Below are 12985 nucleotides of genomic sequence, written 5' to 3' on the forward strand. Positions count from 1 at the left end.
CCTCGACCGGCCCCTCGACCGACGCCGCCGACCCCGGGGCGCCCGGGACCGTCCCGCTGAGCGAGCTGCCCTCCACGCCGCCGACCCGGCGCCGGGCGAGCGCGCGGCAGTGGCTGGCCGGGGCCCGCCCCCGCACGCTGCCCGCCGCGCTGACCCCCGTCCTCGTGGGCACGGGCGCCGCCGCGGCCCTGGACGGCGTGCGCTGGAGCACCGCCGTCCTCTCCCTCGTCGTCGCCCTGGCCCTGCAGGTGGGCGTCAACTACGCCAACGACTACTCCGACGGCGTGCGCGGCACCGACGCCGACCGGGTCGGGCCCTTCCGCCTCGTCGGCTCGGGCGCCGCCGAGCCGCGGCACGTGCGCGACGCGGCCTTCAGCTGCTTCGCCGTGGCGGCGCTGGCCGGTCTGGCCGTCGTCGCCCTGGCCGAGGCGTGGTGGCTGCTGCTCGTGGGCGCCGCCAGCATCGCCGCCGCCTGGTACTACACCGGCGGCAAGCGCCCCTACGGCTACGCCGGGCTGGGCGAGGTGTTCGTCTTCGTCTTCTTCGGCCTCGTCGCCGTCCTGGGCACCACGTACGTGCAGGCCGGGCGGGTCAGCGGCGTCGCGGTGGCCGGCGCGGTCTGCGTGGGGCTGCTGGCCGTGGCGATCCTGCTGGCCAACAACCTGCGCGACGTGCCCACCGACGCCGTGGCCGGCAAGCGGACGCTGGCCGTGCGCCTGGGCGAGGAGCGCACCCGCCTGCTGTACGCGGGGACCGTCGCCGGCGCGCTCGCCGCGGCCCTGGCGTGCGCGCCGCGGCACCCGTGGGCGCTGCTGGTCCTGCTGGCCGTCGTCCCCGCGGTGCCGCCCGTGCGCACCGTGCTCGGCGGGGCCCGCGGGCGCGACCTCGTGCCCGTCCTGCAGCGCACCGGGCAGCTGGAGCTGGTGACCGGGGCGCTGCTGGCGCTCGGCCTGGCCCTGTGAGCGGTCCGGCGAGCGCGTCCGCCCGCCGGCGGGCCCGCGCGGCCGTAGGCTGCGCGCCGTGACGGAGGTCGAGGTCCGGGCGGACGGCGCGCACCGCTACGCGGCGGTGCTCACGACGGCGACGGGCAGCAGCGAGCACGTCGTCACCGCCGACGAGGAGCTGCTGGCGCGCCTGGACGTGACGGCCGCCGAGGAGCCCGTCCTCGTGCGCCGGGTGCTGGAGGTGCTGGCCGCCGCCCTGGACCGGGCCGAGCGCGACGACGCCGGGCCGGGCGACGACCCCGCCGGCGGCCGCGCGGCCGTCCTGCCCGCGCTCATCGACCTCGCGGCCCTGGAGCGCGAGCGCCCCGAGCTGCTGCGCGACCTGCCCCTGCGCTGAGGGGACCCCTCAGCGGTCCTCGGCGTCCTCGTCCTCGCGCAGCCCGCGCTCGAAGCGCGAGCGCCGGCCGCCGCCCTGGACGCGCGCGTCCACGCGGCGCTGCACCTCGGCGGCCATCGCGTCGCGCTGCTTGCGCAGCAGCACCAGCGACAGCAGCACCGAGACCACCGCCGCCAGGCCCAGGGCCAGCCAGCCGCGCGCGCCCAGCAGGTACAGCAGCAGCAGGGACCCGACGAAGATGCTCAGCCGGAGCACCGAGTAGCGGAACGCCACGAACACGTCACACCCCCGCGTACGAGTGGAGACCGGGGAAGAAGATGTTCACCACGAGGTAGTTGAACAGGATGCAGGCGAAGGCGGCGCAGGCCAGCCAGGCGGCGCGGCGGCCGTCCCAGCCGCGGGTCGCCCGCGCGTGCAGGTAGGCGGCGTAGACGACCCAGATGACGAACGTCCACACCTCCTTGGAGTCCCAGCCCCAGTAGCGGTTCCACGCCACCTGCGCCCACACGGCGCCCGCGATGAGCGTGAACGTCCACATGACGAAGCCCACCGCGTACAGGCGGAACGCCGTGCGCTCCAGCTCCACCGAGGAGGGCAGGGCGTCCATGAACGCGCCGCCGGGCACGCGGCCGGCCGCCCGCGAGCGCTCGCGCTTCTCCTGCACCAGCTGCAGGACCGTGGCGGAGAAGCCGACGGTCGACAGGGCGCTGGCCAGGATCGCGACGAAGACGTGGATGACGAGCCAGTAGCTGTCCAGGGCGGGGACGAGCTGGGCGGCCTCGACGTAGAAGGTGCGCAGCGCGATCCCGAGGGTGGCCAGCACGGGCCCGGCGACGAAGACGCCCAGGTAGCGGGCGTCGCGGCCCGCGCCGGGCGCGCCGAGGTGGGCGCGCAGCACGACGACGAGGTAGGCCAGCGACACCACGAGCGTGCCGGTGAGGGCGAACTCGAACATGTTGCCCCACGGCACCCGGTGCACCGACAGGCCGCGGGCCACGACGGAGCCGAGGTGGAACAGGGTCGCCAGCACGAACAGCGACGTGCCGACCGCGGCGGCGCGGCGGCGCCCGCGCGGCACCCGCACCGGCGGGGCCGGGGGTGCGGCCACCCGCCCGCCCGCCGACCCTGCCGACCCTGCCGACGCGCCGCGCTGGCCGCCGGCGCGCCGGGCGGCCGGCTCGCCGCGGCGGGCCTTGACCACCTTGCCGCTCTCGGCGAGGTCGGCGGCGTAGGCCGTCATGGCGAACAGGTACGCGGCCATCGCCGCGTACAGCAGGACGTTGCTGATCCCCGCGATGTTCTCGTCGACGCTCACGCCGTCTCCTCAGGCCGTCCGTCGGTCCCGGTGCCCCCCGGGACCCTGGCCGCGTCCGCGGCCCCTCGTCCGGCGCGCCGCGGCGCGCCGTCCCCATCGTCCCCCACCGCGGGGGCGTCCCCCGACGGGGTCACGTCCCCGTCCTCCGGCTCGTCCGGGCCGGCCTCGTCCGGGACGGGTTCGCCCAGCTCCCGGCGCAGCCGCCGCAGGACCCCGTCGACCTCGTCGCCCAGCCCGGCGTCGCTGCCGCGCGACAGCCCGGCCACCTCCACGCGCGAGCCGCCGCCGGCGGCCGGGACGACCCGCACCCACAGGCGCCGGCGCGGCAGGAACAGCGACATCACCAGCCCGGCCGTGGCCAGCAGCGAGAACGCGAGCGCGGCGTGCTGGCCGGGGGTGTACCGCACGTCGAAGGAGGCGAAGCGCTGCACGCCCTCGAAGGTGAGGGTGCCCAGACCGCCGGGCAGCTCCGCGACGTCGCCGGGCTGCATCTGCAGCGCCACCGGCTGCCCGGCGTCGTCGAGCACGCGGGTCAGGCCGCTGTCGTCGAGCTCGTAGACGTTCTGCGGCCGGCCGTCGTCCAGGCCCAGGTCGCCGGTCCACGCGGTCATCACGAGCACCGGGTTGGCCAGGTCGGGGAAGCCGGACACGGGCGCGCCGTCGGAGCCGACCGTCGCGGCCGGCAGGAAGACGCCCTGCAGGCCCACCTGGACGGGCTCGCCGTCGGCGTCCACCGCGTCGGGGACCTTCAGCACGCCCGTGGAGTCGTAGTTGGCGGTCTGCGGCAGGAACGGCACCGCGCCGTCGGCCACGACGTCTCCCGCGCCGTCGCGGTAGGTCAGCCGCAGCGCGTAGCCGTTGCCGGACAGCGACACCTGCGCGCCGTCCACGACGGCGGGGTGGTTGACGCGCACGGTCTCCGCGCGCGGCTCGGCGCCCGGCTCGTCGGTCAGCAGGACGTCGGCGGCGAACTGGCGCGGCTGGCCGATCTGGGAGGTCTGCTGCGCCTCGAAGCCCACCGTCATCCGCTCCAGCGTCAGCGCGAACGGGGGGATGTCGCCCTGGTCGGCCCACACGCCGGACTCGAAGCTGTCCCAGTCGCTGGTCGTGCCGACGAAGGACTCGCCCTCGGTGACCAGCCGCTGGCCGGAGTAGGAGAACAGGGCGCTGGTCGCCACGGCCAGCAGCAGCCCGACCAGCGACAGGTGGAACAGCAGGTTGCCGCTCTCGCGGTGGTGCCCGCGCTCGGCGGCCACGGACCCGCCGGACGCGCCGTCGCCGCCGTCGGGGCGCACGTCGACGCGGAAGCGGCGGCCCAGGGCCGCGCGCGCCGCGCCCAGCGCCGTCGCCGGGTCGGCGGCCAGCTCGGCCTCGCGGTGCTCCGGCAGCCGCGACAGGCGCGCCGGGGTGCGCGGGGGCCGCGAGCGCAGCGCCCGCCAGTGCACGCCCGCGCGCGGCAGCACGCAGCCGACGAGGGAGACGAACAGCAGCAGGTAGACGGCGGAGAACCAGACGGAGCTGTAGACGTCGAAGAACTGAAGCCGGTCCAGCCACGGGCCCGCCGTGGGGTGGTCCAGGACGAACTGCGCCACGCCCGCCGGGTCGGTGCCGCGCTGCGGGAACGTCGAGCCGGGCACGGCCGCGACCGCCAGCAGCATCAGCAGGAACAGCGCCACGCGCATGCTCGTCAGCTGCCGCCAGCAGTAGCGCAGGAACTCCCCCGGGCGCAGCGGCGCCGCCGCGGTGCTGGAGCCCGCGGAGCCGGAGCGCGAGGAGCCGGCCGGGCGGGACGCGGCGCCGCCGGGGCCCCCGTCGCGGTAGCCGTCGCGCAGGTCGTCGAGGTGGGACCCGTCGCGGGTCGTGTCGTGTGCCATGGGTGGGTGTCCGCCTAGAGGACCGTCTCGAAGGAGGCGATCGGGCCGGAGAGCAGGGAGGTGAACCAGGTGAAGGCGTCCGTGACGAGCAGGACGCCGATGACGACGAGCAGGACGCCGCCGGCGCGGTTGACGGCCCCGCGGTGCCGCCGCAGCACCGACAGCACTCGCATGCCGCGCGCGAAGCCGAGGGCCAGCAGGACGAACGGCAGGCCGAGGCCCAGGCAGTAGGCGACCGCGAGGCCCGTGGAGCGGCCCGCGGTGCCGCTCTGCCAGCCGAGGGCGACGATCGCGGCGAAGATCGGGCCGACGCACGGGCCCCAGCTGAGCCCGAACACCAGGCCGAGCAGGGGGGCGCCGACCAGACCGGCGGGCGGGCGCCACCGGATCCGGAACTCCCGCTGCGCCCACAGCGGCGAGGCCAGCACCAGGACGCCCATCGCGACGACGAGGACGCCGAGCACGCGCTGCAGGACGAGGGTGTTCGCCTGCAGCGCGTAGCCGAGGCTGCCGGCGGTGAAGTTGATGAGGACGAAGACGGTCGAGAACCCCAGGACGAACAGCAGGGCCCCGGCGACCATCCGCCCGCGCCGCTGCCGCTCCAGGTCCTCCCCGGTCAGGCCGGTGACGTAGCCGAGGAAGCCGGGCACCAGCGGCAGCACGCACGGGGACAGGAACGAGACGAGCCCCGCCAGCACCGCCAGCGGCACCGCCAGCAGCAGCGGCCCCGCCACGACGGTCTGCTGCAGGTCACCCGTCACGCCGGCGCCCCCTCCGGCTCTCCTCCGGCGCCGGGCCCGTCGCCCAGGGCGCCGTCCACGAGGCCGGTGAGGATGGAGCGCTCCGCCACGCCGGACACCTGCCCGGCCACCCGGCCCTGCGCGTCCAGCACGACGGTCGTGGGGGTGGCGCGGGGGGCGACCCCGCGCAGCGCGAGCATCGCCGAGCCGTCCTCGTCCAGGACGCTGGGGAAGGTCACGCCGAAGCGCTCGGTGAAGGCGCGCGCCCGCGCGGCCGTGTCCCGGGTGTTGATGCCGACGACGCGCACGCCGCGGTCGGCGTACTCCTGCGCGACGGCCTCCAGCGTCGGCGCCTCCTCGCGGCACGGCGCGCAGTCGGCGAACCACGTGTTGAGCACGACGACGTCGCCGCGCAGGTCGGCCAGGTCGATCGTCTCGCCGTCGATGCCGGTGCCGGAGAACTCCACGACGACGCTGCGCGCCTCGGGCGGGGTCTCCACCCACGTGCCGTCGCCCTGCACGTAGCCGAGGTCGCCGCCGGCGGCGGGCAGGCCGTCGTCGCTGCCGCAGCCGGCGAGCAGGGCGATCGCCGCGGCGGCGGCGGCCAGGGCGCGGACGGGACGGCGGACGGCCACGTCAGGCCCCCGGGACCGGGTCGGCGCCCACCAGCAGGTCGGCGCACGGCTCGCTGTAGGAGACGGCGACGAGGCGGCGGCCGGAGAACTCCAGCGACGTGATCGAGGCCAGGGCGCACTGGCGCCGGCGCGGGTCGTGCGCCAGCGGGCGGCCCTCGGCGCGCAGCCGCGTCAGCCACACGGGCAGCTGGTGGCTGACGAGCACGGACTCGCGGCCGGGGAACGCGTCGCGCACGTCGCGCACGACGGCGGTCATCCGCGCCACCTGCTCGGTGTACGGCTCGCCCCAGCTCGGGCGCAGCGGGTTCCACAGCCGCGGCCACACCCGCGGGTCGCGCAGCGAGCCGGGTCCGGAGCCGATGCGGCGGCCCTCGAAGGAGTTGCCGGCCTCGACGATCCGCGGCTCGGTGCCCAGCGGCAGCCCCAGGCCGCGGGCGATCGGCGCGGCCGTCTCCTGCGCGCGCTGCAGCGGGGAGGCCGTCACCGAGGCGACGTCGCGCACGGAGAAGTGCAGGCCCAGGCGGGCGGCCATCGCCTGCCCGCGCTCGGACAGCCGGTAGCCGGGCAGCCGGCCGTACAGGACGCGCTCGGGGTTGTGGACCTCGCCGTGCCGCACGAGGTGGACGACGGTGCGCCCGCTCACAGCGAGCCCGCCCCGGCGGCGGCCGCGCGCGCGGCGTGCGGCAGGGCGTCCAGCACCCGGTCCAGCGCCGCGTCGTCGTGGCTGGCGGACAGGAACCACGCCTCGTACGCGCTGGGCGGCAGGTGCACGCCGCGCTCGAGCATCGCGTGGAAGAACGCGCGGAACGCGCCGAGGTCCTGCTGCCGGGCCTGGTCGTAGTCGCGGACCTCGTCCAGGCCGGTGAAGAACACGCTGAACATCGACCCGGCGGTGTTCACCAGGTGCGGCACGCCCTCCGCGACCAGCGCCGCGCTCGCCGCGTCGCGCACGGTGGCGGCGGCGCGCTCGACGGCCGCGTACACCTGCGGGGTGCAGCCGCGCAGCGTCGCCAGCCCGGCCGCGGTGGCGACGGGGTTCCCCGACAGGGTGCCCGCCTGGTAGACGGGCCCGGCCGGCGCCAGGTGGGCCATGACCTCGGCGCGCCCGCCGAACGCGGCGGCGGGGAACCCGCCGCCCATGACCTTGCCGAACGTCATGAGGTCCGGGGCGTGCTCGGCGCCCAGCCCCTCGTACCCCCACCAGCCGGCCGCCGAGACGCGGAAGCCCGTCATCACCTCGTCGGTGATCAGCAGGGCGCCGTGCTCGCGGGTGACGCGGCGCAGCTCGGCGGTGAACCCCGGCGCGGGCGGGACGACGCCCATGTTGCCGGCGGCGGCCTCGACGATGACGCAGGCGATCCGGTCCCCGTGCGCGGCGAAGACCTCCGCCAGCGCGGCCGGGTCGTTGTAGGGCAGGACGAGGGTGTCGGCCGCCGAGGCGCCCGTGACGCCGGGGGTGTCGGGCAGCGCGAACGTCGCCAGCCCCGAGCCGGCCGAGGCCAGCAGGGAGTCGACGTGGCCGTGGTAGTGCCCGGCGAACTTCACGACGACGGGGCGGCCGGTGAACCCGCGGGCCAGGCGGACCGCGCTCATCGTGGCCTCGGTGCCGGAGCTGACCAGGCGCACCTGCTCGACCGGGCCGACGCGGGCGACGATCTCCTCGGCCAGCTCCACCTCGCGCTCGGTGGGCGTGCCGTAGGAGAAGCCGCGCTCGGCGGCGGCGCGCACCGCGGCCAGCACGTCGGGGTGGGCGTGGCCCAGGATCATCGGGCCCCACGAGCAGATGAGGTCCACGTACTCGCGGCCGTCGGCGTCCGTCAGGTACGGGCCGCGGGCGCTGGCGGTGAAGCGGGGGGTGCCGCCCACGGCGCGGAAGGCCCGCACGGGCGAGTTGACGCCGCCGGGGATCACCCGTCCGGCCCGCTCGAACAGGGCCTCGGAGGCGGCGGGAGCCGGGCTCGCCGGGGTGGGCGTCGACGCTGTCACGGGGTCAAGTGTCGCAAGCCCCGCGGGGTGCGCCCGCCCGAGGGGCGTCTACGACGCAGCGTCGTGACAGACGTCACGGCGGTGCGGCGCGAGCGGACGCGCGACCGGTCCCCGCGGACCCTGGCGCGCGCCCCGGCCGTGCCGGACACTCGCTGCTGCCCGGGCCGGTCGGCCCCGGTGCCACGCGATCGCGGGAGTTCAACCATGAGCACGCTGCGCAGCGACCCTGTCGTGTCCGGTGAGGACTACGTCGTCGAGGAGGTGGGCGGGCGCCCGCCCCGCGACCTGGACGACTTCACCGGGGAGACGGTCTTCCGGCTCTCGCGCGGCGCGCTCGGCCACGAGGTCGTCGGCCTCGGCACGGCCGTCGACGGCGCCGTGCGGGTCTTCGAGAAGGACGGCTCCCCCGGCGGCAAGGACGTGCGCGTGTGGCGCGTGCGGCGCGACGACGACGGCTTCCGGGCGGTGCACACCGCCCCCTGAGCCGGGCGGGGGCGACGTCCCGTACGCCGGGGGCCGGCGGGCACCCGCCCGCCGACCCCCGGCCACGCCCGTCAGTACGGGCAGGTGGAGCGGTACTCGAGGATCGCGGTGCTGGGCGCGGGCGCCGGGCACAGGAACTGCGAGTAGCGCACGTCCTCGTCGACGAAGCGCTTGAGCCAGCTGATCGTGTACTTGGCGATCGTCGTGTTGGAGGAGTTGGGCGCGAAGTGGCTCGCGCCGCGCAGCTCCAGGTACGCCTTGCGGGTGGAGGCGGGCACGGTCGAGTAGAAGGGCTCGGCGTGCGAGGACACCGGCGCCACCGAGTCGTCCTCCGCGCCGACCAGCAGGGTCGGCGTGGTGACCTCCGGCCACGTCTTGTCGGTGTTCCACGGCGTCAGCGGGACGGCCGCGCGGATGGCCGGGTTGGCCTTGACGGCCTCCAGCGCGCCGCCGCCGCCCATCGAGTGCCCGATGACGCCCAGGCGGTTGCGGTCCACCCGCGCGCGCACGCTGCTGGAGCCGGTCAGGTAGTCGAGGGCGGCCTGGATCTGCCGGCCGCGGGAGGCCGGCTGGTCGTAGCGGCTGAGGGTGTCGATGGTGAAGACGACGAAGCCCTGCGAGGCCAGGCGCGGGCCCAGCCACGACATGCTCGACTGGGTGGCGGTGTAGCCGGGGGCGACGACGACGCCGCCGAAGGTGCCGGCCGTCGTCGAGGTCGGGTAGTAGATCGTGCCGCCGCCGAAGCCGCGCGCGGTGTAGCTGGAGACGGTCGTGGTCGAGACGGCGAAGGAGCCGCGGGTGGCCTCGACGCTGGCCGTGGTCGGCGCGGGACCGCGCTCGTAGGGGTTGTCGGCGGCGTGGGCCGCGCTCGCGCCGGTGAACGGCAGGGCGGCGGCGAGGGCGGCGGCCGCGAGGGCGGCGCGCAGGCGGTGGCGCCCGCGGGGGGCGGCCGGGGCGGTGGGGGTCTGGCGGGCGGCGGGGGCCGGCGCGGAGGTCGTCACGTCGTCTCCTCGAAGGGGGTGGGGCCGGTCCCGCGCGCGGCGGTGCGCTGCGACGGGGTCGAGGTCGTGGGTCCCGGCAGCTGAGGACCGTAGTGTTGGCTGACCGAGTGGTCAAGCAATTCGGGCGAACCCGTCCCGCTACCCTCCGCGGGTGGACGACGGCGCGCGCGACGGCACCGGCGAGGAGCCGGGACCCGCTGGGGCGCAGCGCGTCGACGGCCGCCGCCTGCGCTACCGGCACCGCCGCGAGGAGCTGCTGCGCGCGGCCACCGAGCACGTCCTGGAGCACGGTCTGGAGGGGCTGTCGCTGCGCGTGCTGGCGCGCTCGGCGGGCGTGAGCCACGCCGCGCTGCTGCACCACTTCGCCAGCCGCGAGCAGCTGGTCGCCGAGGTCGTCGCCGAGGTCCTCGACCGGGCCTTCAGCGCCCCCGGCCTCGTCGCCGGCGACCCGCCCGGGGGGCCGCTGCGGGCGCTGTGGCGCCACGCCACGACCGATCCGGGCCAGCGCGCCGTGCGCCTGTTCATCGCGATCACCGGCACCGCCCTCTACGGCGAGGGGGAGACCGCCCTCGCCGTGCGCCGCTCCGTGCGCGAGCGCACCGCCCTGGTGCGCGAGGGCCTCGTGCGCGAGGGCTGCCCCGAGGAGGCCGCCGGTCCCCTGGCCACGCTGGCGCTGTCGACGATGCGCGGGCTCGCGGTGGACCGGCTGCTCACGGGCGACGCCGAGCGGGTCGACGCCGCCTTCGAGCTGTTCGTGCGCGGCCTGGAGGCCCAGCGGCGCACCTGGGGCTGACCCGGGCTCAGCCCAGCCAGCGCTGCGCGGCCTCCAGCGCCCAGTACGTCAGCAGCACCTGCGCGCCGGCGCGGCGCAGCGCCAGCAGCGACTCCAGCGCCACCCGGTCGCGGTCCACCGCCCCCGCCTGCGCGGCGAACTCGACCATCGCGTACTCGCCGGAGACCTGGTAGGCCGCGACCGGCACGTCGGCGACGTCGGCGACCGCGCGCAGCACGTCCAGGTACGGCAGGCCCGGCTTGACCATCACCAGGTCGGCGCCCTCGGCCAGGTCCAGGCGGACCTCGCGCAGCGCCTCGGACACGGCCGCGGCCGGGTCCTGCTGGTAGGTGCGCCGGTCGCCGGTCAGCTGGGAGTCCACGGCCTCGCGGAACGGGCCGTAGAACGCCGAGGCGTACTTCACCGCGTACGCCAGCAGCAGCACGTCGTCGCGGCCGGCGGCGTCCAGGACGGCGCGCAGGTGCCCGACCTGCCCGTCCATCATCCCGCTGGGGCCCAGCACGTGGGCGCCGGCGCGCGCCTGGGCCAGCGCCATCGAGGCGTAACGCTCCAGCGTGGCGTCGTTGTCGACGCGGCCGCGGGCGTCCAGGACGCCGCAGTGGCCGTGGTCGGTGAACTCGTCCAGGCACAGGTCGGCCATGACGACGAGGTCGTCGCCCACCGCCTCGCGCACGTCGGCCAGGGCGACGTTGAGGATCCCGTCGGGGTCGTCGGCGCCGGAGCCGAGGGCGTCGCGCCGCTCGGGCACCCCGAACAGCATGATCCCGCCCAGGCCCGCGGCGACGGCCTCGCGCGCGGCGGCCACGAGCGAGGCGCGGGTGTGCTGCACGACGCCCGGCAGGGTGCGCACCGGCCGCGGCTCGTCGATCCCCTCGCGCACGAACATCGGCAGGACGAGGTCCGACGGGTGCAGGCGCACGTCCGTGACCAGCCGGCGCACGGCCGGGGTGGAACGCAGCCGCCGCGGGCGCACCGCCAGCGGCCCGACCGCCGGGCGCGGCCCGGCGGCCGGTCCGGGCACTCCCGCGGGGACGCTCATCAGCGGGCCCGCCGGCGCGCGGACGACTTCTTCTGGCTGGGGCGCAGCACCGGCTCGCCCGCCTCGGCGGCGCTGACCCGCAGCCCCTGCCCGTAGGCGGCCAGCGCCTCCACGAGGGCGTCGGCGGACGGCTCGGCGGCCAGCACGTCCACGCGCAGGCCGTGCTCCTCGGCGGTCTTGGCGGTGGCCGGGCCGATGCAGGCCACCACCGTCGAGGGGTGCGGCTTGCCGGCGATGCCGACGAGGTTGCGCACCGTGGAGCTGGAGGTGAAGACGACCGCGTCGAAGGCGCCCGTCTTGATGGCGTCGCGCACCGGCGCGGCCGGCGGGGCGGCGCGCACCGTGCGGTAGGCCGTCACGTCGTCGACCTCCCAGCCGTTCTCCTGCAGACCCGCCACGAGGGTGTCGGTGGCGATGTCGGCGCGCGGCAGGAACACCCGGTTGATGGGGTCCAGGACGTCGTCGTAGGGCGGCCACGCCTCCAGCAGGCCCGTGGCCGACTGCTCGCCCGTGGGCACGAGGTCCGGCTCGATGCCCCAGTCGCGCAGCGCGTCCGCGGTGACCCCGCCCACGGCGGCGACCTTCAGGCCGCTGAACGCGCGGGCGTCCAGGCCGTACTCGGTGAACTTCTCCCGCACCGCGCGCACGGCGTTGACGGAGGTGAACCCGATCCACTCGTAGCGGCCGGTGACCAGGCCCTTGACGGCCTTCTCCATCTGCTGCGGCGTGCGCGGCGGCTCGACCGAGATCGTCGGGACGACCTCGGCGGTGGCGCCGTGCTCGGCCAGCGACGCGGTGATCCCGCCGGCCTGCTGCTTGGTGCGCGGCACGAGGACGCGCCAGCCGAACAGCGGCTTCGTCTCGTACCAGGACGCCTGCTCGCGCAGGGCCACGACCTCGCCGATGACGGCCGTGGTGGGCGAGCCGTCGATGGCGGTGGCCAGCGGCTCCACCTCGCCCAGCGTCGTCGTGGTCGTCGACTGCACGGTCGTCGTGCCGTGCGAGGTGAGGGCGATCGGGGTGCCCGGCTCGCGGCCGGCGGCCAGCAGACCCGCGGCGGCCGCGGCGATGTCGTCGCCCGTGCCGAGGACCACGACGGTGCTGGCCGGGTCGGCGTGCCGGGTCCAGTCCACCGCGCGCCCGCCGGGGCTGACGACGTGCACGCTGGTCGTGCCGGCCGTGGTGACGGGCACCCCGGCGTAGGTGGGGACCGCGGTGACGGCCGAGACGCCGGGCACGACGTCGAAGGCGCCGCCGGCCTTGCGCAGCGCGGCGATCTCGTCGGGCAGGCTCGTGAAGGTGGACGGGTCGCCGTCCATGAGGCGCACGACCCGGCCGCCGCCCTTGGCGGCCTTGACGACCAGCTTGGCGCGCGCGGCGCGGGTCAGCGGCTGCCCGTCGTCGCCGAAGCCGGCGTCGAGGACCTCGACGCCGTCGCGGCCGTAGCGGGCCACGAGGTCCTCGCGGCTGGCCTGGTCGAGGACGACGACGTCGGCCGTGCCGAGCAGCTCGGCCGCGCGGACGGTCAGCAGGCCGGGGTCGCCGGGGCCGGCGCCCACGAAGGACACGTGGCCCAGCGGCGCCGCGGCGCGGGAGGCCGACGACGCGCCGGCCGCCCGCGAGCGGCGCGGCGCGCGGACCGCAGCGGGGGCCGCCTCCGCGGGCGCCTGCAGCGGGGCCGCGGGCACCGGGTCCGCCTCGGCGGTGGGCCCGGCGGTGGGCCCGGCGGTGGGCCCGGTGAGCACGGCGACCTGCGGGGCGTCCGTGGCGAGCACCGC

14 protein-coding genes are annotated in these 12985 nt (G+C 76.9%); 4 read left to right on the forward strand and 10 right to left on the reverse strand.

All coding sequences use genetic code 11. From position 1 onward, the window contains the following. Positions 1-65 precede the first annotated feature (65 nt). Complete coding sequence (locus tag AB8M62_RS09220) at positions 66-962, forward strand: 1,4-dihydroxy-2-naphthoate polyprenyltransferase (protein WP_369055024.1); 897 nt, start codon at positions 66-68, stop codon at positions 960-962. A gap of 58 nt (positions 963-1020) precedes the next feature. Further along, on the forward strand, positions 1021-1341 hold the full coding sequence (locus AB8M62_RS09225) for a hypothetical protein (protein WP_369054921.1): 321 nt from the start codon (positions 1021-1023) through the stop codon (positions 1339-1341). 9 nt (positions 1342-1350) lie between these two features. Here the strand turns inward: AB8M62_RS09225 and AB8M62_RS09230 are convergent, their stop codons facing one another. From AB8M62_RS09230 to hemL, 7 genes are read right to left on the reverse strand one after another with little or no spacing between them, the layout of a single operon-like run. Continuing rightward, positions 1351-1620, reverse strand: coding sequence for a DUF4229 domain-containing protein (locus AB8M62_RS09230; protein WP_369054922.1), 270 nt, complete (start codon positions 1618-1620; stop codon positions 1351-1353). Position 1621: 1 nt separating this feature from the next. Next, positions 1622-2656, reverse strand: a complete 1035-nt coding sequence (gene ccsB, locus AB8M62_RS09235) for a c-type cytochrome biogenesis protein CcsB (protein ID WP_369069322.1) — start codon at positions 2654-2656, stop codon at positions 1622-1624. Beyond that, complete coding sequence (resB, locus tag AB8M62_RS09240; protein ID WP_369054925.1) at positions 2653-4530, reverse strand: cytochrome c biogenesis protein ResB; 1878 nt, start codon at positions 4528-4530, stop codon at positions 2653-2655. Before resB ends, ccsB begins: the two co-directional genes overlap by 4 nt. 14 nt (positions 4531-4544) lie before the next feature. After that, positions 4545-5291 carry a cytochrome c biogenesis CcdA family protein gene (locus AB8M62_RS09245; protein ID WP_369054926.1) on the reverse strand — a complete coding sequence of 249 codons (747 nt, stop codon included), beginning with the start codon at positions 5289-5291 and terminating at the stop codon, positions 4545-4547. Beyond that, complete coding sequence (locus AB8M62_RS09250; RefSeq protein ID WP_369054928.1) at positions 5288-5905, reverse strand: TlpA disulfide reductase family protein; 618 nt, start codon at positions 5903-5905, stop codon at positions 5288-5290. The genes AB8M62_RS09245 and AB8M62_RS09250 overlap by 4 nt, the downstream gene beginning before the upstream one ends. A gap of 1 nt (position 5906) precedes the next feature. Continuing rightward, positions 5907-6548, reverse strand: a complete 642-nt coding sequence (locus AB8M62_RS09255) for a histidine phosphatase family protein (RefSeq protein ID WP_369054930.1) — start codon at positions 6546-6548, stop codon at positions 5907-5909. Continuing rightward, on the reverse strand, positions 6545-7891 hold the full coding sequence (gene hemL / locus AB8M62_RS09260; RefSeq protein WP_369054931.1) for a glutamate-1-semialdehyde 2,1-aminomutase: 1347 nt from the start codon (positions 7889-7891) through the stop codon (positions 6545-6547). The genes AB8M62_RS09255 and hemL overlap by 4 nt, the downstream gene beginning before the upstream one ends. Positions 7892-8095: 204 nt before the next feature. Between hemL and AB8M62_RS09265 the strand changes: the two genes are divergently transcribed. After that, entirely contained in the window at positions 8096-8374 is a 279-nt protein-coding gene (locus tag AB8M62_RS09265; RefSeq protein ID WP_369054932.1) for a hypothetical protein, read from the forward strand. A gap of 71 nt (positions 8375-8445) precedes the next feature. Here AB8M62_RS09265 and AB8M62_RS09270 read toward each other — a convergent pair whose 3' ends face one another. Then, positions 8446-9375 (reverse strand): alpha/beta hydrolase family protein, encoded by a 930-nt coding sequence (locus tag AB8M62_RS09270; RefSeq protein ID WP_373694896.1) that lies wholly within the window; start codon positions 9373-9375, stop codon positions 8446-8448. A 151-nt stretch (positions 9376-9526) separates the two neighbouring features. On the opposite strand from AB8M62_RS09270, the gene AB8M62_RS09275 reads away from it, so the two are divergent. Beyond that, positions 9527-10168: a TetR/AcrR family transcriptional regulator gene (locus AB8M62_RS09275; RefSeq protein WP_369069323.1), complete on the forward strand. Its 642-nt coding sequence runs from the start codon at positions 9527-9529 to the stop codon at positions 10166-10168. A gap of 7 nt (positions 10169-10175) precedes the next feature. Here AB8M62_RS09275 and hemB read toward each other — a convergent pair whose 3' ends face one another. Then, positions 10176-11207, reverse strand: coding sequence for a porphobilinogen synthase (gene hemB, locus AB8M62_RS09280; protein ID WP_369069325.1), 1032 nt, complete (start codon positions 11205-11207; stop codon positions 10176-10178). After that, positions 11207-12784: a bifunctional uroporphyrinogen-III C-methyltransferase/uroporphyrinogen-III synthase gene (locus AB8M62_RS09285; protein WP_373694899.1), complete on the reverse strand. Its 1578-nt coding sequence runs from the start codon at positions 12782-12784 to the stop codon at positions 11207-11209. The genes hemB and AB8M62_RS09285 overlap by 1 nt, the downstream gene beginning before the upstream one ends. Positions 12785-12985 lie beyond the last annotated feature (201 nt).

Source organism: Kineococcus terrestris, assembly GCF_041020755.1.
GTDB classification, from domain to species: domain Bacteria; phylum Actinomycetota; class Actinomycetes; order Actinomycetales; family Kineococcaceae; genus Kineococcus; species Kineococcus terrestris.